The sequence below is a fragment of the Ancylobacter defluvii genome, from assembly GCF_018390605.1.
Classification (GTDB): domain Bacteria; phylum Pseudomonadota; class Alphaproteobacteria; order Rhizobiales; family Xanthobacteraceae; genus Ancylobacter; species Ancylobacter defluvii.
Genome location: NZ_JAHBGD010000026.1, coordinates 1 through 22,808, shown reverse-complemented (window position 1 = coordinate 22,808; position 22,808 = coordinate 1). Strand labels below are relative to the sequence as shown.

The following is a 22,808-nucleotide window of genomic DNA, read 5'->3' as shown; positions in this document are numbered from 1 at the left end:
CCGCGGCGGCGACCGTCGCGGTCATGTCAGGGATCGGATCAGGCCGACAGGCGCTTGCGACCATGCGCGCGACGGGCGGCAATGATCTTGCGGCCATTACGGGTCGCCATGCGCGCACGAAAGCCGTGCCGGCGGGCGCGCACGAGCTTGCTCGGTTGATAAGTGCGCTTCACGGGTGTCTCTCCGCATTCAGGTTGAGCCGCCCGGACCGGATTGCCTCCCTTGCTCGCCGGCCGCGACACTGGTGCGGCACTCTTGCGTCAATATTGGAGGCAGCCCGGTCGCCGGAGCAGCCGAGGTTCGGAGGCGGCTTATAGGGGGGTGGGGCAGACAAGTCAACGCGGGAACGCCGCCTTCGGCACAGAGTTCCGCCGCATCGGGGCATCTCGGTTTGATCCGCACGGCGTCGATGGCCGGCGCGCCACGAGCATAGACCGGAATGGCGGTCGGCGCGACCATGCTCGGCCCAGGCCCGGCCGGGACAGGCGCGGGCGACGATCGGCGACCCCGGCAGCCTGATCGCCCGGCCCCCCTGTGATCGCTTGGCAGGCGGGCGCACATTGTGGAACCGCCGCTGTCCGACAGCCGTCACCCCATTGGATCGACCACGCTCGCGAGCGTGCAGGCCCGGGGTGCGCATGCCCGGAAATATGGTCGGCGGCCACCGCAACGGTGAACGTGATTCCCGCCTTGTTGCTGAGAAACGGCCGTCCGCATCGATCTGGGCGCGGCTTGGCGTCGTTCGCGGTCGCCCATCCGCCCGGATCGACGCGGGGTCGGCCGGCTCTCGGCGCGGGTGGTGCACCGCAGGGAGGATAAGTGCCGCTCGTGCTGTCCGGGTGTTTTTTGCCATGCGAAACGGGTCGGCCGCGGCGCGACGCGGCCATGATGAACGATCGGCGGGGCAGGGCGCACCCGTCGGCCGATCGGTTCAGGACATCGCGTGTATGGGCCGTTTCCGCCGTTTCCCGCCATCATCGCCTGGTCGGGAGCAAAAACGGTGGCCTGATACCGCTGTCAGCGGATGCAGGGCCGGCGGCAGCGGGTATCGGGTGCCGATGCGCCGTCGCTCAACGCGCCTCACAACGGGCCGTTTGCAGTTCTCGACACGGGCGCGGCCTCGCCATGGCCGTATTCGACCCTATATGTTTTCACGTTTCCGTGCGACGCGCCGCCGCGCACCTCTGGCCGAGCGACGGGTCGCGATTAGATAAGGCTGCGATGACCACGCCTCTCGACGCCGCATCGACCCCGGCCGTGTTTGCCGAGCGCACCCTGCCGCCTGTCCCGGCGGCGGAGGAGGCCGTCGTGCCGGCGCCAGCCGCGTATCGGCTGCCGCGCCATCTCGGCCTGTCGGGCAAGCTGCTGGCCTTCACCGTCGCCTTCGTGGTGCTGGCGGAACTGCTGATCATCGTGCCCTCCATCGCCGCCTATCGGGTCAACTGGCTGTCGGATCGGCTCGCCGGCGCCCGTACCGCTGCGCTGGTGCTGGACGCGGCGCCGCAGGAGATGGTGCCGCCCGAGCTCACCCGCGAACTGCTGAGCAGCGTCGGCGCCATCACCGTCGCCCTGAAGCGAAACGACACCCGCCGCCTGCTCGCCTCCTCCGACATCCCTCCCGAAGTCGACCTGCATGTCGATCTGCGCGACGTGGCGCCGTGGCAGGCGGTGACCGAGGCGGTGGACACGCTGTTCGCGCCGGACGGGCGCATCGTCCGCGTGGTCGGTACCCCGCCGCGGCTCGGCGGCTTCGTCGAGATCGTCATCGACGAGACGCCGCTGCGCAAGGCGATGCTGCGCTTCACCCGCAATCTGGTGCTGGTGTCGCTGATCATCGCCGCGCTCACCGGCGGGCTCATCTATCTCGGCCTCGCCTGGATGTTCGTGCGGCCGATGCGCCGGCTCACCGAGCGCATGGTCGCCTTCCGCCTGGCGCCCGGCGCGCCGCCCGCCGCGCTCGATCCCACCACCCGCATGGACGAGATCGGTCAGGCGGAGCGGGAATTCATGGAGATGCAGCGGCAGATCCGCGAGACGCTGCAGCAGAAGAGCCGGCTGGCGGCGCTGGGGCTCGCGGTCTCCAAGATCAACCACGACCTGCGCAACCTGCTCGCCTCGGTGCAGCTGCTCTCCGATCGCCTCGCCATGATCGAGGACCCGGCGGTGCAGCGCTTCGCCCCCAAGCTCGAGGCGGCGCTCGACCGCGCCATCGCCTATTGCGAGCACACGCTGGCCTATGGCAAGGCGCAGGAGCCGCCGCCGGAGCGCCGCATGGTGGCGCTGGCGCCGCTGATCGCCGATGTGCAGGACACGCTGGGCCTCGGCGCCGAGGATGGTCCCGCCATCGGCTGGGTGGAGGCGGTGGAGCGCGGGCTCAAGGTCGATGCCGATGCCGACCAGCTGTTCCGCGTGCTGCTGAACCTTTGCCGCAATGCCATGGAGGCGCTGGCCGCCCGCGCCCCCAACGACCCGCTGCGCGACCAGATCCGCGTCACCGGCCGCCGTGAAGGCTCCACCGTGGTGGTCGAGGTCGCCGATACCGGCCCCGGCGTGCCGGAGACGGCGCGGGCGCATCTGTTCGAGGCGTTTCAGGGGTCGGCGCGGCGCGGCGGCACCGGCCTCGGCCTCGCCATCGCCGCCGAGCTGATGCAGGCGCATGGCGGCGAGATCCGCCTGGTGCCCGGCACCATCGGTGCCACCTTCCAGCTGCGCATCCCGGATCGTCCGGTCGACCTCGACGCCCATCGGGCCCTGCGGTCGCATGGCTGATTCGAGGCGCCGGCTGGCGCGCGCCCGGCTTTCCCGTCCGATTGCCGGTCTCATCGGCCTGTTCGGCCTCATCCTACACCTCACTGCACTGAGCGGGTCCGCCATGGCGGCGAGCGTGAGCGTTGCCGGCACCGAGGTTCTCGTGGACGGAAAACCGTTCCGCGTGCGTGGCGCGGCGGGGGAGGAGGCATTGGCCGAGCTCGCCGGCCTGGGCGCCACCACGATCCGCACCTATGGCGGCGATCCGGGGAAGGTGCTCGATGCGGCGCAGCAGGCGGGGCTGAAGGTGATCGTCGGCCTGTGGGTCGAGCATCCGCGGCGCGGTGTCGATTATGCCGACCGTGCCTTTGTGGAGAGGCAGCTGGCGGAATTTCGGCAAGTCGTTGAGAAATATAAGGATCATCCGGCTCTGCTGATGTGGGGCATCGGCAATGAGGTCGAATCCGAGCTCGCCGACGATGCCGCCGTCTGGCCGGCGATCGAGCAGGTGGCGGCGATGGTCGGGGACGTCGACCCGGCGCATCCGCGCATCGCCGTGCTGGCGGAGACCGGCGCCGACAAGATCCGCAAGCTGCGCGCCGCCGCACCGAGCATCGATGTGCTCGGCATAAACGCCTATGGCGACGCGCTTTATTCCGTCGCCGCCCGTGCCCGCGACCAGGGCTGGACCGGCCCGATCGTGATCACCGAGCTTGGCGCCCGCGGCCAGTGGCAGGCCGCCACCGCTCCGTGGGGCGCGCCCTTCGAGTTGTCCTCCACTCAGAAAGCGATCGAACTCAGGCGCTATCTCGCGGCGCTGGAAGACCAAGACGTTGGCATCATTCTGTTTTTATGGGGGTGGAAGCAGGAGGTGACGCCAAGCTGGCACAGCCTGCGCCTGCCGTCCGGCGAATGGACCGAGGCCTCCGAATCAATGGCGGAGGCCTGGGGCGGCCGCACGCCGGACGGCAATCACGCCCCGCGCATCGCGGCGTTGCGCCTCGTCGGCAACCCGTCCCAGCCCTATGCCAGCGTCGGAACCTCCGAAGGCTGGGAGGTCGAGCTGGCGGCAAACGATCCCGACGGTGATCGCCTGGACATCCGCTGGATCGTGCGGGAAGAATCCCGCGTCCGTACCGTTGCCGGCGATTTCGAGCCGGACGCCGGGGTGGTTGATAGTGCCGCCACGCCGCTGGCGAAGGGCGCGCGTGTGCGCCCGTTATCTATTGGAAAATATCGACTTTTTGTCGAGATACGTGACGGGCGGGGCAGTGCCGCCACGGCGAATCTGCCCTTCGAGGTGCGCTGATCGGGCCTGCCCCGCCGTTTGTCGCCAGTCCCGGCTATCCACAAGCGAGAGGGCCTTTGATGCGATTCGATGCGACAGGGCTGTTGCATTGATGTCGGAATCGGGGTAGCTGACGGGCCTCTCGCGAGGGGTATCACCTCCGCGACGAAGGCCGGTGGATCTCATGACCTCGGCCGGGCGCCCGTAGCTCAGCTGGATAGAGCACCAGACTACGAATCTGGGGGTCAGGAGTTCGAATCTCTTCGGGCGCGCCACTTCGGTACAAAACTGCGAACGCCGTTCGCCGCCGCTCCTACGCTTGATGCGGCTGCTAGGGTGCGCAGAAGGTCCGACTTGTTCCCCATGAGCCGAATCTCCGACTTGCTCACCACCTCGATGCGCTGCGCGAGCGCGCGAAGATGGTCGCGGTGATACTCGCCGGTCTCGGTGCGCAGCTTGGCGCGGGCGACCTCGGAGAAGTGCTTCAGGCTCTCGACGGTAACTTTCGGGCCAGTCCTCTCCACAGCCGCTTGCGCGCGCTCGGCGTCGGCCTGGGCCTGGTCGCGAATCGCGGTCAGTTCGGCAATGCGGTCCTTCAATGAGAGATCGGCCATATTGATGAGGCCGTTTTCGATCGCCTCATAGAGGCGCTTCAGCTTGGCCTCGGCCTCCGTCGCCCGCTTGTTGAGCTCGGTGATGTGGCTGCGCCGCCGCTCGACCCATTCTTCGCGCCGGTGGAGAAGCTGTTCCAAAAGGATGGACAGACGCTCAGGATCGAGGATGCGTCGCTCCAGATGATCAATGACGGCCCGGTCGAGCCGGTCCATGCGGACGGCAAGACCCTTGCAGCCGGTTTTGCCCATGCGCGCTGCTGTCGAGCAGGCATAGTAGCGATACATGCCGCCGGAGCTGCCCTTGCCGGTCCGCAGCGTCATGGCGCCGCCGCAGCTGGCACAGAAGCAGATTCCGGTCAGAAGCGTCGGGCCGCTCACCTCGCGCGGCGGCGTCCATCGGGGGCTTCGCGCCTTGAGGTTCGCCTGGACGGCGCGGAATTCGGCCTCGGTGATGATCGAAGGAACCTGGGCGATCGCGTGCTCGGCTTCCGGTTTGGGGGCGCGGGTCTTGTGGTCCCGCGTGTTGAACCGATGCTCCCCGATATAGGTGGTTCGGGTCAGGATCTGATGGGCGGAAGCGATCCCCCAGCGCCCGCCATCGCGGGTGTGGATGTTGCGCTCATTGAGGTAAGCGGTGATCGATTTGATGCCCATCGGGCTGCTGTTGCGCTGCGGATCACCCGTCAGGGCCAGCCTGTAGATCAGCCGGACCGTGTCGGCATGGATCGGATCGATCTCCAGCTTCTTCTTGACCTTGGAGCCGCGCTGGCCGGCAATCACGATGCGGTAGCCGATGGGAGGGCGTGAGCCGTTCCAATAGCCCTGACGGGCATTCTCCTTCATCGCCCGCAGGGTGTGCTTCGCATTCTCCTTGGACTGGTACTCGTCAAACAGCATCATGATCTGGCGCATCATGACGCTCATGGGATCGTCGCCTAGGTCCTGGGTAATGGAGATCAGCCGCACGCCGTTCTTCGCGAGCTTGCGGACATAGAACTCGAACTGGAACTGATCGCGGAAGAAGCGCGAGAAGCTGTGAACGATGATGACGCCGAAGGGTGCCGGCTTGGTCAGGGCGGCGTCGATCATCGCCTGAAAGGCGGGGCGTCGGTCATCGGTGGCGGTATTGCCCGGTTCGATGAACTCCGCGACCCGCTCCCAACCCTTCGCCTGGCAGTAGTTCTCGATCTGCCGGCGTTGGTCGGGAATCGAGAGATCGCTATCAGCCTGTCGCCCGGTCGAGACGCGAAGATAGAGGGCAGCTCGCTCCGCGACGCCGGTCACAGCTCCTACATTCCGCTCTGCTGCATGTCTGGCCACGTCCGGCGTCTCCTCTCACGGAAGAGGGCCGAACAGCTCGTCGAGCACCTCTGCGAAGTGGGCTTCGATAACCCGCAGCTCGGCTTCCGTTATCGGCAGCCTTTCCGGCCAGTCATCGGTCACACGGATTCTAGCACGCTCGGATTCGATGATGCGCGGATTATGAGAAGGCCGAGCCGTCTCTCTGGCGTAGGCGTAAAGGTCCGCCGGCAATGTGCCAGGGCACGGACGCAGGCGGGAATATCGACCTCGAAGCATTCGGCATTTCGGCATCTCGCCAGTCTGGAAGGCCGAGGGGCCTCACGGAATAGCCGTTACGCACGCTGCGGCTTTCGATGTTCGCCGAGCGAATGAGCGTTGGCAGCTCAGTCTCCCCAAGGCGTCCTTTCCTCCGCAGTCGCCAATATCCGCTTGCCCGCAGATTGGCTCGATCCGGGCTGCGCCCTATGGACTATTTCTGCTGTCGTCGAAAAGCACTGATTGACGGGCTACGCAAAGTGATTCACCTTTTGTTCCGGCTCGATGAAGATCGCCTCGCGCCTATTCGACAATCGCGTTTACGAGAGAATCGCATAAAGCTACCGTCGCGATCGGCTGTGAGCGAAGGGTAACATGGGGGAGCAGGGGCTTATGCACCGCGCATACACTGCGGGTGAGCTGTTCTGTGGCGCAGGCGGGCTATCCCGCGGCTTCCACAGTAGCGGGTTCGCGACGCGATTTGCGAACGACCTTTGGCCGACTGCGCTGCATACTTTCCTGATGAACTTCGATCCGCTTTACGCCATGTCGAATGGTAAAAACGGAGAGTTGTTGGCCCTCCCTGGATCGGTGGAAAACATCGACACTAGTCGCATCTTAGGCGCAGTTGCCGATCGCGATGGAAGGGCATTGAAAGCAGGCTCGTTAGACGTGCTACTCGGTGGCCCCCCCTGCCAAGGCTATTCGCTCAATTCGCACATTCGGTCAGCGGAGGATCCGCGCAATTTCCTTTTCCGCCACTACGTCCGCCTTCTGCACGGCTTGTCGCCTAAGGTCTTCGTTTTGGAGAACGTGCCCGGAATGTTCTCCCTCGAGGGGGGACGCTTTTTTGATGAACTCATTGCTCGAATCTCCCAACCGGTGGCAAAATGCCCCGGCTATGATATCGACTTCAAAATCTTAAACGCCGCACATTATGGCGTTCCGCAGGACAGATTCCGCGTCGTCGTCGTCGGCACGCGCCGCGACGTGACTGAACGTGCCGGCAAGGTCATTCTTCCAAGCCCCCGCCATTATTCTCTTGCTCAGGCCCATTTCAAAGGTGGCCGCGATCACACGTTTCATTACGCCATTGGCTTCCGAAGGCGGTTTGAACAGAGTGCCATTCCACAAATCGGACCGAAATTGCTTCCGCCAGTATCAGTCGGAGAGGCAATTGGAGACCTTCCCCGCCTAACAAATGGCCATGGTGAAGACTTCGCTTCGTACGCGGGCGCGAGGAAGCCACAGGGCGACTTTCAAAAGGTGATGCGCGACGGCGCAGGCGTTCTAGCAAATCACTGGTGTCGAGCGCTCACCTACCCAAACACGGAGCGTGTAAAATACATTCCTGCTGGCGGCGACTGGCGCTCAATACCCCGAGATCTACTTCCGCCAGGGATGCAGAGAGCTCTTAGAAAGGACCATACGAAGCGCTATGGCCGTCTTTCGTCCCATGAAATTTCTGGCACCCTGCTCACCAAGCCCGATCCGCACTGGGGGACGTTCATCCACTACGACGAGGGCCAGCAGCGATTAATTTCAGTTCGCGAGGCAGCCCGGCTACAATCTTTTCCAGACACGCACATCTTCTATGGAAGTCAGGTTGATCAATATAAACTGTGCGGAAACGCTGTGCCCCCTTTGATGGCGCATGTAATAGCTCAATCGACCGCAGAAATATTAGATCGATTCTATGGTGTTGACGCGGAATTTACAGCGACGTCCGCTTCTACTGTCGCTCGGGCTTGAGTATGGCCAAAGATGATGCTTTGCGAGATCGGCTGGTTGAAATTGCCAGCCAAGATCAAAACATCCGTGTCCAGCGCCTTACAGCTGCGCAGGCCAAGAACGAGCTAGGTCTCGCGATGGGAGGGAGCTCGAATCCGGTCTATAGGTTCGAGATAAAATATGACGGTGAAGCGTTTGATGCGATCGCTTTCACTTCAATTCTCAATGCGAGAAATCGACCTGCCACCCGCGCGGAGGCGTTAGGCCAAGCTATCGCGAAGAGCGGCGCCAAGCTATTCGTACATAGCCCGTTCCTGCTTGTATTCGATTTTTCTGATAGTCGGTTCATGGCAGTTTCGGCCGCTAAACTTTTCGGTGCATTTGCTAACGAAGCAGCTAAGCGCGATATTCCTTATGCAGACAGCGCTACATTTTCTCTAACGCCGAGTTTCGACCGCAAGACAGTAACGATGTATGCCGCGCTTGCCGACGACGCGGTCTGGTACTGTGGAGACATCACAGCGTTGACACCGGACGAGCTGAAAAAGGGATTGAGGCAGATCCATGAAGAATCGCAGGCTGCAAATATAGATCAAATTGTTAGCGCGACCGCGAGCAGGATTGCGGCTGCTCCAGTAAGTGACTTGCCGCGGACGACCGAACTCGCGCACCCTGCATTTCTTCCTGTGGGAGGGGCCGGCGAAGACCACAAGATAGAACTCGACTCTCGGATCTGGCGGATGATTGTTAACGCAATCCGCTCGTCACCTGCCGTTATTCTGGTCGGGCCTCCTGGTACCGGAAAAACTACTCTTGTCCGTCGGGCCATCTCGCATTTTGCGAGAGAGACTGAAAGAGCTGGGCGCATCACGAAGGAGCCCCTCTGGGCTACGCCCGACGAGAGCTGGACGACGCGAGATCTGGTCGGAGGCGAAACGATAATTGAGGGTAACATCGCTTTCAGACCTGGTTGGGTGCCGAGATCGATCGGCGAAGGTAGATGGCTGATCCTAGATGAAGCCAATCGCGCAGATATGGACCGAATATTTGGAGGCCTGCTTACTTGGCTATCGGGAGGTCGAGTGGCTATTGGAACGGAGACAAGCGATAGGAATGCCCGAGAAGTTCTATTGGACTGGAGCGCCGGCATCTCCAGCAGATCCGATACCGACGACGGTAGGATAATTTATTCAGCCGGAACCGATTGGCGCTTGATAGGAACCTACAATGCTCTAGACGCCCAAAGGGTATTTCGGTTTGGTCAAGCACTTGGACGCCGTTTTGTGCGTGTGCCAATCCCTGCAGCCACACCTGAGACGTTCAGTCAAATACTTGCCGATAGCAGAGGCGAACTAGCCTTCACCACTCGCCATCAGGTCGCTGAACTCTACGCAGCTCACTATGCCTCAGAGTCCACGCTGCTGGGGCCGGCTTTGTTCATAGCCATGTGCGATTATTTGCGAGTCGCGACGGATCCCGCAGTGGAGGACGACGCGCGGGATAGCAATATGGAGACAGATCCCCAAGAACTTATGGCGGAAGCGTATATCATTCACGTTGGAACATGGCTTGCCCAACTTGAGACTGCCGACCTCGACGCTTTAGAGCAGCGGTCCCTCGGCAATCGTTCTCTCGCTGAGAAGGAGTGGCAGTGGATCCGTTCCATGCTCGGATCGCTGGCCTAAGCGCACCGCCAATTCCGAGTGACGGACTGCACGAAGTCCTTAGTCGGTGGACAGGTCGTGGCCAATTGTATGAGGGCCTCGCACTGCCAAGCGATGACGGCTTGTCTGATTGGTCCGCGACAGACATCGAATCTCGAGCCCACCGTGTATTACTCGAGCAAATTAAGCCGTTGGTTGTTGGATTGCCCACTCGCGCACACAAATGGATGGATGCGCTGCCAGCGGTACGCCTGCACGAAACCACCACCACTCAATCACCAACATCAGGGATATCTTGGCCGGAAACTCGGATCCGATATGGTTGGCCACCTTCAGCTTTTATTGGTCGCCAAACTGCGCGGCACGCGGACAGCTTGCTCAGCACCGCTCTTAGGTGGACGTTTGAACGACTGGGAACAATCCGAGATAGCGCAGTATCCAGCTATGCCGATGCCGATGTTGAAATTAGGGCCCAATTAGATGCGGGCCGCCGCGCGATTATGAGAGCGCCGCTAGCATTGGCTCCGGCAATTCGTCCGGGCCGCCACGATCTTATCGCGATTCGAAGAGCCGGCAGCCCATGGGGTACTGTGTCCGAGATCGCTAATAGGCTTTCCGTACTCGACGCCTCACCGGAAGCGCTTGCCAACGAACTGCTAATCCCAGATGAAAATATCCGCTGGCGACTTTTCCATCTAGCCATCCTGGGGGAAATACTGCTATCGGCCCGATCACTCGGCTTTCAGACCCTATCGCAAGGACCTTTGAGACCAGGTGGTGGCAGACCCTCATTTCGTTTGACCGCGCGGGGCGATCTAGCATTCGATCTTTGGTTTGAGGCCGCTGGCATCTGGCATGATTTGGGAGTCCGTTCGCCTTATGCCGAAGCGACCGCCGGCATCGCGCTCAAAGACCGCCGCTTGGGAGCCGATCTGCTTCTCGCTCATCCTCGCGGCCATTCATTCTTGGTGATCGAATGCAAATACTCGTGGAACGTGGATTTCGTTGCTCGCAATGGCTATTACCAAGCGGTTGCCTACGCCTCCGAACTCGCATCGCGAACCGGCGGTAAGATTATGGCCATAGCGGTCGGACCGGAAGGAGTTGTGCACAGCAGTGGATTTACTCAACTGAGTGTAGGACAGATCGGTATTTGCCCTCCGTCGGCGATACGCGAGGTCCTGCAGCGGTTTATCGACATCGCGTAAATTGCGGCATCGCATTTGGTGTGAAAGGCTCCTTAGGCAGGCACAACGAGCGAAGTTTTCGAGCTGACGCACGTCTGCGGATAGCACGCTCACCCGACCCCGAAATCTCCGTGAGCAGCTTTCCGACCCTATCGCAGTGTCTATAGGCCGCTGGTAGGATATTGACGTATTGGAGGCGTGGAGGAGATTTCGGATGGATTCAGCTAGCTAAGCGCTGACCTACATTACCTTTTTTAGATTGACCCTGGTCTATTCCTGACCTCCATCCACTCTTGGCGGCGCCTCAAGAGCTGGATGGTCAGCTCAGAAGCCGCTTTCCGCGATGGCCAGCCCCTTCCGGTCTGCCATGGCTGGGTCAAGGCCGCAGCCGCGTGAGCGGTGGCGCGGAGCGCCAGCCTTGAGGCAGCGGCGGCTGACCGGCGCCCTGCTTTTCGCGGAAGATCCTTTCTTGAACTGCTGCTGTGGGCGGGGTGACGCCAATCGGCACTATTTCATCCGAGAGCGACAACAGCTTGGAACACGGTGCTCACAATCCCAGCCCCCTCTGCCGACCGAGATCCCATTCGATCCCCCCATCGCCGCGCATGACGCCGGAAAGGTGCCTGCCGATCTGCTTATCGAGCATTGGCTGCCAGGGCACGAGCTGGAAGCCGAGGCCGTCCTCCAGCATGGCAAAGCGGCCGGAGACGAGCTGAAGCTGGCGGGTGACAGTGCCGGAGACATATTCGCCGCGACCGGACGGCCGGGACGTCAAGCCTGTGGACCTGGCGAGGTCGGCGGTGACGCGCTCGACCTCGCGGTGCTGGAGGCGGCTGAGCAGGTTGGGCGTCTCGATGCGACCGCCGGGCTGCCGCGTGGCGAGCCCCATATCGACCAGCGTGTCCCGGCGCTGGTCGAGGGCGAGGGTAACGTCCCGACCGAAGCCGTCGGGGGAACGCGGTGTCGGTGAGACCAGCTCCCGATCGAGCCAAGTCGCACCCTCGACGCCAATCTGCCGGTCGAGCGAGAGCTCTGACGCGATCCGAATATTGGGACCTTCGCCGACAAGCGAGCGGTCATAGGCAAGGCCTCGCTCGGCGAGATCCTTCGGGATGGTCCAGCGCTCGGCATGGACCCGCTCGACATGACCTGCGCGCCGGAGCGCCTCCAGTCGGCGGACGTGCGAGCGGATATAGGCCTCCGGGTCCTTGCCCTGTTCGGCGAAGCGGTCGCGGATGCGGGCGAGGTGCGTACTCGGGCTGTAGGTGCCATTCTGATCCGCGTTCTCAAGGATGTTGAGATCGACGATGCGCGGCTGGGTGATCGGCGGCGTGACCTCGACGATCATGCCGCGCTGGACGCCCTCGAGCTTAACCGCGTCCGGGAATTCGACGTGGTGGACGCGGGCGTCGATGCCATCGACCACGAGAAAGGTGGTCTCGCTCAGTCCGTCGCCGGCCAGTCCCTTGCCCAGCACCCGGCCCGTCAACGTCTGCTCCGGTTCCTGCGCATGGCGGACATACTGGCTGGTCCCGCGCTCCTCGCCGAGGCCGTTGTCCTCAATCGCCTGGTGCATGGAGCGGATGACGTCATTGCGGGCTTCCATCTCGTGGAGGGTCGCTTCGGTGCGCGATGCGACGATCCATTCGCCGGGGAAGTCCTCGGTGGCGAGGCCATAGCCCTCCAGCCTGCGCAGTCGGCCGATAAGGAGGTTCTGGTTCTCCCGGATCAGCCGGTTGCCGCTGGTGAAGAGATCGACGAAGCCCTCGCGCTCCTGCTCCTGGATCAAGAGACGATCCAGCCGGGTGAGCCGCTCGGCCTCGACCTCGGAGGCGAGCTTTTGCTGCAGTTCCAGCTCGCTCTGCGGGCCGAGTTCGCGGGTGATGATGTCGCTGGCGCGGTGCCGTATCCCATGGGCGATGTAGTCGCCGGCTATGGTGAGGGTACGTCCCTCATCGGTGACGCCGCGCACCAGCACATGAGTGTGGGAATGACCGGTGTTGTGGTGATCGACGGCGATCCAGTCGAGCCTGGTACCGAGATCACTTTCCATCTGCCCCATCAGCTCACGCGTGAAGCCTTTGAGGTCGCCGAGCTCCAGCCCATCTTCCGGCGCGATGATGAAGCGGAACTGGTGGCGGTCCTCGCGACCGCGCTCCAGGAAGGCCTTGCCATCGGCCTCATCCTCGACCGCCGAATAGCAGCGTCCCTTCTGCCTGTCGGGCGTCACCCCGTCACGCTGGAGATAGCGCAGATGCGCATCGGCCGCCTTGGCGGAAGCACCGACTGTCTTACGCGCGCCGCGGCCACGCACGACACCGAGCTTCACCACCCGCGCCTTGACCACCACGCGGCGCGAGCGGAAGCGTCCGCCGGCATCGACCTTCCAGCCGCGATCGATGCCGGAGAGCGCGCCCGCCGCCCGGACGCCGCGACCGCGGACGTTATAGCGCCCGTTTCCTTTCCGGCCTGACCAGCCGCCGGACTCGCGCACGGCGATCTCGACCTGACGCCGGAATGGCAATGTCGCAAGGCCGCTCTGCCGCGTGCCGCGCTGGCGGATCCGGCCGGGGCGGACCCGGAATTTGTCGCCGTCGTCCTGTGCCATGCCGGCACGATGAGGGGCAGCGCCTCAGAGTATCAAGCGTAGAAAATGCGGAATCGCAGGTTAGCGCGCAAAGACCTGTCGCAGCGAGCAAAGGGCGGCGCGCACATTGCGCTTTCGACCGCCAAAAACCGCCCAAATCATAGCTTTAAGACTGACAACCACCTCATTAGCAGGTTGCGTCTCAGCCTCGGCACGGTGCATCAACTTGCCAAAAACAATGTGCAGACAACATGATGATGGCGCCAGACATTGCGATCGGCAGAGCGCTTTATCTTGCCATCAAATTCCTCTGCTTCACTGCCTATCACCTAATTCTGACAACATCCGCCGAATATACTACCAGGCAACAACCGAGAAGACCACATTCTGGCCAGCGCGAGCCGCTGACACGCTGCCGGCGCCGAGGCTACCACGACCGCTGTCGGACGCGAGATCGGCGACGCAGTGGATTCGCGGTCAAACGCCTCTCACGCGGCAGCCTAACCAGCGTCGAGTCTGCCCTCGTGATGCCAATGGATGTCCATCGCCGTGCAGAAACCTTGCAGAGAAACTGCCGCTGAACTGCACAGAGGTCGCAATTGTTGTGCACATGAGCAGCAATGCAGGGCGGCTTGATGTGCTGTCGGTTGATCGTAAAAGATCACCAATCTCGGTATCATTTGCCGCGTTTAGGCTCGGCAACCTCTTGCGATTTTTCGGCCACGGAGATGCCTCGACGCTCGGCATATTCGAGCAAGGCAACTTCAATCAAAGCCGTAATGGATCGCCGCTCGGCGTCAGCGAGCTGGCGCGCAAGCGCGAGTACGTCAGCATCAATGCGGGTAGTGAAGGGCTGTTTCGTCATCGGCCTAATTGCTTGCGATCCGGCGTCGTTCGAGGCAGAGTCATGCACGTGCATTGCACGTACATCGGCCGGGGTGAGTGCGCGAACACCCAACCCGGCCTGACCACAACCAAGCTGATTGGAGCTCGGATCATGGCTGATTCTGAGATTAGCATGAGTCTGTCCCGGCCATCCCGGAGGGACGTTCTCTCCGCCGTCCTGATTACGATCGGCGGCACTTCCTTCAACAGTTCGGCTGCGGCCGAACCGCAGGATCAGGGCGCAACGGACGCGGCTGTCCTTGGATGGAAAGCGTGGCGCGCCGCACATCGGCGCACGCTCGCTCTGTGCCGGAAACAGCAGCGTCTCGAGTCTGAGTTGGCGCGGACGATCGGCTTTCCGCAGGTGGTTCTAGCTGCAACCGAGCTGCCGTCGCCTGTGCGGGTCAGCTCTATGATGCAATTCGATGAGCTTGCGGCCGATCTGCCGTCGCTACGCACGCGACGCGCCGAAGTCGCTGCCACCCTGCGCGCACATCAACGGCGCTGGGACAACGCGGATAGCACCACCGGCTACTCCGCCACTCGGCAGGAAGAGGCGGCTGCCTCCGACGATGAAGAGCGCTTGATCGCGCGGCTCTTTGCGGCAGACGCCACCTCTCTGCGCGGTCTGGCCGCGAAGCTCGACGTACTGATCGCCATCGGTGCGGATGGCGCCGAGGGGCGGCATTTCCCATGGCCCGAACTGCGGCGCCTCCGCCGGGATGTTGCGCGCTTGATGCAGCTGCAGCGTCACGATGCAGTTGGCCTCACTGCTTGAAGCAGTGCTCCCGATGCCAACGCAGGAAGTGCGGATGCGGACGCTCGAACGCCCGTTGCGGGGCAATTGCGCGTCCGCTCCGATTGATGAAGGCGCGCACGCCATCAGGATCGTTGGCGTGCCGGGAGATCAGCACATCGAGATCGTCCGTCAGACTGATCATCCCCCGGTCGAACATCCAGTGCGCCGTACCTGACAGAGCCAATCCATTGCTGACAATATCCGGACCGTTCGCCTGAACCGGCTGAATATGCGCCGCCGCGACCTCGGCCCGCCCGCCGCCATTGATGAGTTTCAAGCCGCTGATGGCGCAGCGCTCATCATAGGCGTGTAGGACGATGCGTCGGAAGACGCGGTTCCGCACGATCCGTGACGACAAATAGCTTACGTGCTCCCGGCTCTCCTCGAACGCAAAGGGAGCCTGTTCTTCGCTGAATCCGTTCGGAGGCAAATCCGTATCCGTGGGCGGATGAGAATGCCGAATCCCATGGCGCGATCTCACCGCGCTATTCCGCGCGGGCGAGGGCGCCAGGAGCCGAGACGCGCCACGAGTATGTTCGCTGCGGCAGCAACGTATGGCCAGTTTGGCCGTATACAGATTGTCTGCTTTGGCGAGGACAGTTGCGATAGCAGGCGCTTTCGTGGGGGGGGCATCGCGATCTATGTCACGCGCTCCACACCTTCGCAGTTCGACTATCGAAGAACGTGTAGTCAGCAGATGAGCCTGACGTCTTCTGATACTTCGCAAGAGCTCCATCCAATGTATTTAGCGTTTCTTCGTTTGGCTCATAGACGCCGAAATAGAGATGGGCCGCTCCAGAGCCGAATATGGCGCGATAAATATGCGCATCATTCTCGTCGGCGCTATGCCCGTAAACGAACATCGCAGCAGAGTTCGTACGGAGCGTGTCATAGCAATGGCGGAGATACGCGACAGAGCTGATCTTGTGCATCTTCTGAACGCTGGTGCCCTCCGCGACGTACACCGGAAAGCGACGACCCTCTGCGATCGCATCAGTGATCGTCGCGATCACGCCTGCTCCGCGATCGACGGCCTTCAAGATCTCTCCCGTACCGTTCTCGAATAGATGAAGACCACCATGCAGATTGTAGATATGACAATACGCTTGTTCAGAGAACGGACCATGAAAGGACCCTACCGCCTTGCCGAGGCCGAAACCATCACGCAACGCCGATTTCTCCAAGTTTACCCAGTATAAAAGCAAATCGTAGTTCAGCGTAAAGACCGTCGAAAAGTGCGCAAGAAACGCGGCGCTGCTCGTATAATTTAATCGGATATCCTCCCGGTGGGCAGGATGCGTAGCGTTGATAGCTTCGACGAGTGCTTCCCGAACCTTCTGCGCGTCCGCTTCGATATCGGCGGCGTGGGCGGAGTTCCCGTATGCACGCTCCACAAGGGCCGCGCCCTCCAGCGCTCGGACGACTGCTTCGAAGTCCACGGTAGCAAGGGCAGTAAACAGATTGCGAACTGGGGTTCCGACGGCGAGTCCCGACTTGTCGAGCAGGTTGCTGTAGCTGAAGTACTCGGCTGAAAATCCGTTCCCGATCAGGAGTGCGCGGTCTTCACCTTCCGTGCGTGTCAGGGCTTCTTGGAAGTCAATCAGATCAGCCATTAGATCTACCCTCTTCTTCTCTGGATGCAAGCCGCTACCGATGGTTTATCAGACGAGGCCACAAGACTGCGGCGCTGTTGCCGACGAGTGGAGTCGGCGGATGTCACCTCGAGGCTTGACACTCGTTCGGTCGCTTTGCCGGTACGCCCATCGATCCTTTGAATGGTCGGGATTGGGCCGTATCCAGACGGTCGGCTCATGGGTGAAGAGGATCGAACGACTCCTTTGAAAGCGGGTTGATCTCTACGACAGCTTAGACCCCATCTCGGTCGTTGGGATACTGCCAAGGCTATGAAACCTCTCGCGTAAAGCAGGCAGTTCTGTCGCCGGGGGGGCGGAACCTACCAGAGCACAACGGCACCTCAGAGCCTCTTGCTACCGCGCATCTGCATCCCTCCGGAACACTTTTCGGTGGCCGCCGCAGAACCTGCAATCGCCGCCATATTCAGAGGCGCCAGTGCCCTTGCATTCCGGGCATTTGACCAAATCGAAATCGCTCCAGTCAATGCGATCAGACATTCCCTTGGGTATCCGACACTCGCCAGCACATGCGGGACAGTCGAAGCCCTCATACTGGCCAGAGCCATTGCATAGCCTGCATTTTACGTCGTCGTAGTCTGCGAGATCGATGTCCGCTGCATGGCGCGATTCTATTTGCCTTTCGCCCCTGCAGAACGGGCATTGGTCCCCATCACGGCTCCCGCTTCCGTCGCAGACAGGGCAATCGACCAAGCCATAGGCACTAACGTCGATACTCCCTGCGAACCGACGTTCCATCCGCGCGTCGCCGCCGCATCCGGGGCAAAGGTCTCCGCGGAGGGTTCCCGCACCATCGCAAACTGGGCAGTCGACCATCTCGAAATCGGCGAGATCAACCTTCTCTTCGTCTTCTTCGCGGATCGAACCTTCACCCTGACATACAGGGCAGTCTATGCTGTCGTGATGACCGCTGCCGTGGCAGAGCGGACAATCAACCTTACCTGTTGCCTTTAGATATTCGCTCCTGGCCTGCTCGGCTTCTTCCTTCCAACTCACAAGCGATGAGGGCTTCTTGACGGATGCCTTCGCGGTTGAGGTTGAAATCTTCTTGGCAAATGCTTGCAGTGAAACCGCGTCCGCATCCGTCTTGGAAATTTTGGCGCGACTGGCTGCTTTCGCGGCTTTGCTCAGCCCTTTGAGGTCAATTGCCGCGACTGCCTCGATCCCCCCATGCGCGTCTTTGAGTCCGGCATTAGCTAGCATGTCCGACGCCTTCTCCACGAGGCGGATCAGGTCGAGGATGCTTTTGTCTAGAGCAAACTCGTGCCGCAACAGGCGAAGCTTTCTTTCCACCAGTAGCTCTTTTACAGCCTGCGCGACGGGTATCTTCACGTTGCTCATTTGAGCCACGTCGTCGATCACTGTATGATGGTTAGGACAAAGCCAAAGCAAGTTCTCAGGATGGTGGCTCTTGCTCGCCGACACCGCCTCAATATGCGCTGCCTCGCCCGCCGACTCAAAGCCGCAGATCGGGCAAACCGCTGCAGCTTCGAGCATGATCTCTTTTCGAATCTTGTCAGGAAGTTTGGGTCGCTGTGCCTTAGGTGACTTTGGCCAGGGAGCTCGGAGGTAGTTGTCGAACGCATCGAGATCTTTCGTCGTGTACCAACGACCTCCCTCGTCCTCGACGCAGCGAAGCTTAACGTCCTCTTGATACTTCACCGCATGCTTGGTGAAATGGGCGAGAAGGCTCGGCGACATCCTCAGGTGGATGGCACCCTCGATTTCTGAGAGGCGCGGCGCTTTAGGTGCGCTCTTGGAAGGCTTCATCCTTGCAAATCCTCACATTAGACAGCTACGCGAAGCCAGCCGGTAAAATGGAAGCTAATACGCACTCCGCGCGCGCGTCACTACCCATTGCGCGTTGATTTACGCGATCCTCCAATACGTCGCGGCCTTCTAGTCTCAACCCACGTCGATGCCCTCCGCCTTATGGACGGGCGCAGGCGAGGAGCGTCCGCTTCCGGGCGCTCAGCACTCGCATCTGCAAGACCATTTCCTGACTGGTTGGCGAATGAACCGATCCTCCCGGCAGCGGCTTCGAGAGCGGTATCGATGAAGGCGGCGCAATCTATGTGTGTGCGGGCCGCCAATGCGGATAGGTGACATAGGCGGTCAACGCCCCCTCCTCATCGGTGCGAATGGTGACGGCTTCACCCTTGGGCATATGGACGATGTCGCCAGGGCCGACGATGACCGTACCGGCATCGGTGGAAACCGTAAGCCTTCCCTCCAGAACGATCATGACGTCGTCAACCGCCATTGTCTCGACGAGGCTCTGGCCGGGCGCGTAGCGTCCATAGCCGATGGTGATCGGCCCGCCGTGCCGCTCATCGACCAGATTGCCGACGAACACATCCGCCTCCTGGCCGGGCGAGCGCTCCAGCGCCGCATCGGCGATGGTGAACTTGCGAACCTTCATCACTTTTCTCCTTCCGCAGATCGTTTCGGGCCGCCATCCAGACCGCTGCATCTGAAGAATGGCGAGTATCGCCCTCCAGCCAGCGGTAAAGATCGACGATCTTCGTCTCGAAATGCTCCTCGCCGACGTCGACACGCCTGCTTTCGGGGCAGATCGCACAGTCACCTGATCGGGGAAACAAGGTCGAGTCGACTTGCCTCCGCACGCCTCAGGCGATGATGGCGGTCACGCGGATCTCGATGCGCATCGTCGGTAGCCCCAACGCGTCGACGCCCGTCTGCGTCCAGATCGGCGCATGATGGGGCATATACTCGCGATAGAGTCGCGCCATCGTCTCGTTGACCTCCGGGGGAAAGCCGCCGACATGGTAGGAATTGACGTGCACCACGTGTTCCCAGCCCGCGCCGGCCGTCGCCAGCGTGCGCTCCACATTGCGGAACGCCTGAGCGATCTCTTCCTCCAGCACATCGGGAATCCGCAGATCGTCATCCCAACCGCCCTGGCCCGATATCTCCACGCGGTTTCCGATCCTCACTGCCTGTGAGTAGTGCAGCAGGTCGCGCAGACGTTCCCCATAGCCCGGGGTGACGAAGAATTCCGGCTTTTCCATTCTGTCCTTCTCTTCAGCGGTTCACCAAGACGGCACATCAGGAGGCGATGACGACGCGCCCGAGGATGGAATGGGCTTCGGCATAGGCGTGAGCCTCCGCAGCCGCCGCAAGTGGAAACGACCTGTCCACGATCACCTCAAGATCCCCGGTCACCGCCAGCTCCAGCATCCTGGAAACCGTGCGGTAAACCTCCGGTTTTTCCAACTGCGTTCCCATGAAGACGCCGAAAAGCGATTGGTTCGCCTGCAGCGCCGGCCACAGATCGATACCGAGTTGCGAACCACCGGCGTTGCCGACGAAGACCAGACGCCCCTCGGGGCGGAGCGCCGCGAGGGAAGCTTGCAAGGTGGCTCCTACCGGGTCCACGACGAGATCCGCGCCACGGCCTTCCGTCAGACGCATGACCATATCGACGACATCGTCCGAGCGATGATCGATCGCGTGATCGAGGCCAAGCTCGATCAGACGTCCGGCCCTCTCGGCCCCGGAGATCGTTGCAAGCACCGTCGCGCCTGCCCGATGCGCGAGCTGGATCGCGGCGAGCCCGACGCCGCCGGCGCCGGCCTGGATGAGGACGGTTTCGCCACGCTTCAAACCACCCCGTGCGAAGAGGCAGTGATGAGCTGTTCCAAATGCGATCGGCAGAGCTGCGGCGCCGGCCGTGTCGAGCCCTTCCGGCACAGGCCAAGTCCGGCTGGCGGCAACGGCGCGCAACTCCGCGTGCGACCCGGCGAGATCGAAGCTCGTCACCTTCTGGCCCACCTGGCGATTCTTCACGTTCTCACCGACCGCGATGATTTCGCCAGCGGCCGCATAGCCGACGACGAAGGCTGGGTGGGGCGGAGGCGTGGACGCGCGATTGATCAGGTCGCCGCCCTCGATGGCGGCCGCCTCGACGCGGATTAGCACGCCATCGCTCAGGCAGACCGGATCGGGCACGTCCGCGTACCGAAGGACATCTGGCGGGCCGGGGTGGTCATAGATCGCTGCTTTCATGGTTCGCTCGCTGCGTCCTCGCTCGGGAGTGGTCGGACCCGTCTGCGGGACCGAAACAAGCGAGGCGGCGGAACGGCGGCTGATGGCCCGGGCCGGTGCTGCTCGTCGATACGCGACCTGTCCCGGGCCGCGCCCGCGATGGTCATATTTGGGCGATGCCACCATCGGCGAAGACCTCGCTCCCGGCCATGAAGCGGCTGTCACGCGAGGCGAGGAACGCCGCTACCGCGCCGATCTCGTCCGAATCGGCGACGCGTCCGATCGGTGTCGCCCCCCGGAGCGCCTCGATCCCTTCGTCGCCCATGAGTTCCAGCGCCTTTTCCGTCCGCGTGCCGCCCGGCGACAGCACGTTCACGCGGATCCCCCTGTCGGCGAGTTCCGGTGTCCAGCTGCGCGCAAAGCTGCGGACCGCAGCCTTGGTCGCGGCATAGAGGCTGAAATTCGGGAACGCCTTCACCGACGCGCTCGAGCCGGTCAGGATGATGGATCCGCCTTCGCCCATGAGTGGCAAGGCGCCCTGGACGGTGAGCAGTAATCCTTTCACGTTCGCGCCAAAGACCCGATCGAATTGTTCGGGAGCGATCTGCCCAAGCGGCGTGGGTTCCGAGATGGCGGCGTTCGCGAGCAGGATGTCGACGCGGCCACGCTCGGCCCTGACGGTTTCGAAGAGCCGATCGAGATCGGCGATCTCGTTGATCGACCCGGCGACGGCACGCGCATGCGGCCCGAGTTTCGCCGCCGCTTCATCAAGCCTCGACCGGGTGCGGCTGAAGAGGAACACGAAAGCGCCTTCCTCGACGAAGCGCTTGGCCGACGCAAAGCCGATGCCGGTCGCGCCGCCCGTTATGACCGCCGTTCTGCCTTCAAGTCTGCTCATCTTGTCAGCCTCTTGTTGAGCCGTGCCTGCAGCCACGTCATTTCGTAACGAACTTCAGAAGGTCGGCGTTCAGCACATCAGCATTCACCGTCAGCATTCCGTGCGAGAAACCGGGATAGGTTTTCAGCGAGGCGTTTGGCAGCAGCTTGACCGCCTTCAAAGCCGAGGCGGCGATCGGAACGACCTGGTCGTCCTCGCCGTGCAGCACCAGCGTCGGCACGGTGATGGCCTTGAGGTCCTCGGTCTGGTCAGTTTCCGAGAAGGCCTTGATGCCATCACAGTGTGCCTTGGCGCTCCCCATCATGCCTTGCCGCCACCAGTTCTGGATCACGCCTTCGTGGACCGTCGCGCCCTCGCGGTTGAAGCCGTAGAACGGGCCCGAGGGAACGTCGCGGAAGAGCTGCGCACGGTTGCTGGCCAGCGCCGTCCGAAAGCCGTCGAAGACCTCCATCGCTGTGCCCTCAGGGTTGTCGCCGGTCTTCAGCATCAGCGGCGGAATGGCAGCGACGAGGACGGCCTTGGCCACCCGGCCCGCGGGTTCGCCATGTCGCGCCACGTACCGTGCCACTTCGCCACCGCCGGTGGAATGGCCGATGTGAACCGCGTTCTTCAGGTCCAGCGCCTTGGCGACGGCAAACGCGTCGGCCGCGTAGTGGTCGATGTCGTGACCGTCGGCGACCTGCTCCGAGCGCCCGTGGCCGCGCCGGTCATGCGCGACCACGCGATAGCCCTTCGACAGGAAGAACAGCATCTGCGCGTCCCAGTCGTCGGAGCTGAGCGGCCAGCCATGGTGAAAACGATCGGCTGGGCATCCCTGGCACCCCAGTCCTTGTAGAAAATCTGTACGCCGTCGTCGGTCGTGACAAAGCCCATGGATGCTTTCCTCCTTGAACATCGTGAGCGCCGAGGCCGAGATCAGGGCATCGCGGCGGCTGAGCGGCATTGAGGAGTCTCCGCGAGAGATCCAAAAGGCGGCGCGTAGAATCTCACGCCGCCGCACGTGAACGGTCTATTACGGCGGGCAGATCGAGCCGCTTCGAGGTCCGCGCCGGCGGGCGACGCTTGCCGGGCGCAACTTGCCGTTCCGTCAGCTGATAGGGTAGCTCCATATTCCGGCACGCTGTGTCGCAAAACGGGGAACGCCGACTTGGACATCGAGGATCTGCAGACATTCGTCGCCGTGGCCGATG

The 22,808-nt window shown here is 62.2% G+C and carries 15 protein-coding genes, 1 tRNA gene and 2 pseudogenes; 7 read left to right on the top strand and 11 right to left on the bottom strand.

Annotated elements, in window-relative coordinates:
• Positions 1–38: 38 nt before the first annotated feature.
• A complete protein-coding gene (rpmH, locus tag KHC24_RS20975) occupies positions 39–173 on the bottom strand; it encodes a 50S ribosomal protein L34 (protein WP_213340341.1) in 135 nt (44 codons plus the stop codon).
• 1,048 nt (positions 174–1,221) lie between these two features.
• Between rpmH and KHC24_RS20970 the strand changes: the two genes are divergently transcribed.
• The 3 genes from KHC24_RS20970 to KHC24_RS20960 all read left to right on the top strand — a co-directional run bounded on the left by KHC24_RS20970 (position 1,222) and on the right by KHC24_RS20960 (position 4,311).
• Positions 1,222–2,769: a sensor histidine kinase gene (locus KHC24_RS20970; RefSeq protein WP_213365353.1), complete on the top strand. Its 1,548-nt coding sequence runs from the start codon at positions 1,222–1,224 to the stop codon at positions 2,767–2,769.
• Positions 2,762–4,057, top strand: a complete 1,296-nt coding sequence (locus KHC24_RS20965; protein WP_246547380.1) for a glycoside hydrolase 5 family protein — start codon at positions 2,762–2,764, stop codon at positions 4,055–4,057. The genes KHC24_RS20970 and KHC24_RS20965 overlap by 8 nt, the downstream gene beginning before the upstream one ends.
• Positions 4,058–4,234: 177 nt before the next feature.
• Positions 4,235–4,311, top strand: a tRNA-Arg gene (locus KHC24_RS20960).
• On the opposite strand, the gene KHC24_RS20955 is transcribed toward KHC24_RS20960, so the two are convergent.
• Positions 4,282–5,934, bottom strand: a complete 1,653-nt coding sequence (locus tag KHC24_RS20955) for a recombinase family protein (RefSeq protein ID WP_213365351.1) — start codon at positions 5,932–5,934, stop codon at positions 4,282–4,284. The genes KHC24_RS20960 and KHC24_RS20955 overlap by 30 nt on opposite strands.
• A 666-nt stretch (positions 5,935–6,600) precedes the next feature.
• Between KHC24_RS20955 and KHC24_RS20950 the strand changes: the two genes are divergently transcribed.
• From KHC24_RS20950 to KHC24_RS20940, 3 genes are all read left to right on the top strand, one after another.
• Positions 6,601–7,959, top strand: coding sequence for a DNA cytosine methyltransferase (locus KHC24_RS20950; protein WP_246547378.1), 1,359 nt, complete (start codon positions 6,601–6,603; stop codon positions 7,957–7,959).
• A gap of 2 nt (positions 7,960–7,961) precedes the next feature.
• Positions 7,962–9,623, top strand: a complete 1,662-nt coding sequence (locus KHC24_RS20945) for an AAA family ATPase (RefSeq protein WP_213365347.1) — start codon at positions 7,962–7,964, stop codon at positions 9,621–9,623.
• A gap of 206 nt (positions 9,624–9,829) precedes the next feature.
• A complete protein-coding gene (locus KHC24_RS20940; RefSeq protein WP_213365345.1) occupies positions 9,830–10,810 on the top strand; it encodes a hypothetical protein in 981 nt (326 codons plus the stop codon).
• Positions 10,811–11,336: 526 nt separating this feature from the next.
• Here the strand turns inward: KHC24_RS20940 and KHC24_RS20935 are convergent.
• Positions 11,337–13,397 carry a DUF3363 domain-containing protein gene (locus KHC24_RS20935; protein ID WP_213365342.1) on the bottom strand — a complete coding sequence of 687 codons (2,061 nt, stop codon included), beginning with the start codon at positions 13,395–13,397 and terminating at the stop codon, positions 11,337–11,339.
• Positions 13,398–13,986: 589 nt separating this feature from the next.
• On the opposite strand from KHC24_RS20935, the gene KHC24_RS25200 reads away from it, so the two are divergent.
• Positions 13,987–15,039, top strand: coding sequence for a hypothetical protein (locus KHC24_RS25200; RefSeq protein WP_246547376.1), 1,053 nt, complete (start codon positions 13,987–13,989; stop codon positions 15,037–15,039).
• On the opposite strand, the pseudogene KHC24_RS25195 reads toward KHC24_RS25200, so the two are convergent.
• The 8 genes and pseudogenes from KHC24_RS25195 to KHC24_RS20885 all read right to left on the bottom strand — a co-directional run.
• Positions 15,029–15,478: pseudogene (locus tag KHC24_RS25195) on the bottom strand (HNH endonuclease); the annotation flags it as partial. The gene KHC24_RS25200 and the pseudogene KHC24_RS25195 overlap by 11 nt on opposite strands.
• Before the next feature lie 226 nt (positions 15,479–15,704).
• On the bottom strand, positions 15,705–16,673 hold the full coding sequence (locus tag KHC24_RS20915) for a DUF4917 family protein (protein WP_213365334.1): 969 nt from the start codon (positions 16,671–16,673) through the stop codon (positions 15,705–15,707).
• 375 nt (positions 16,674–17,048) lie between these two features.
• Positions 17,049–18,482: a zinc finger domain-containing protein gene (locus tag KHC24_RS20910; protein WP_213365332.1), complete on the bottom strand. Its 1,434-nt coding sequence runs from the start codon at positions 18,480–18,482 to the stop codon at positions 17,049–17,051.
• A 301-nt stretch (positions 18,483–18,783) separates the two neighbouring features.
• The gene (locus KHC24_RS20905; protein ID WP_213365330.1) at positions 18,784–19,134 is read right to left on the bottom strand and encodes a cupin domain-containing protein; all 351 of its coding nucleotides are present in this window, start codon (positions 19,132–19,134) and stop codon (positions 18,784–18,786) included.
• A 208-nt stretch (positions 19,135–19,342) separates the two neighbouring features.
• Positions 19,343–19,744: a RidA family protein gene (locus KHC24_RS20900; RefSeq protein ID WP_213365328.1), complete on the bottom strand. Its 402-nt coding sequence runs from the start codon at positions 19,742–19,744 to the stop codon at positions 19,343–19,345.
• A 37-nt stretch (positions 19,745–19,781) separates the two neighbouring features.
• Complete coding sequence (locus tag KHC24_RS20895; protein WP_213365325.1) at positions 19,782–20,741, bottom strand: quinone oxidoreductase family protein; 960 nt, start codon at positions 20,739–20,741, stop codon at positions 19,782–19,784.
• A gap of 142 nt (positions 20,742–20,883) precedes the next feature.
• Positions 20,884–21,618, bottom strand: coding sequence for an SDR family NAD(P)-dependent oxidoreductase (locus tag KHC24_RS20890; protein WP_213365323.1), 735 nt, complete (start codon positions 21,616–21,618; stop codon positions 20,884–20,886).
• A 37-nt stretch (positions 21,619–21,655) separates the two neighbouring features.
• A pseudogene (locus KHC24_RS20885) lies at positions 21,656–22,491 on the bottom strand (alpha/beta fold hydrolase).
• Positions 22,492–22,808 lie beyond the last annotated feature (317 nt).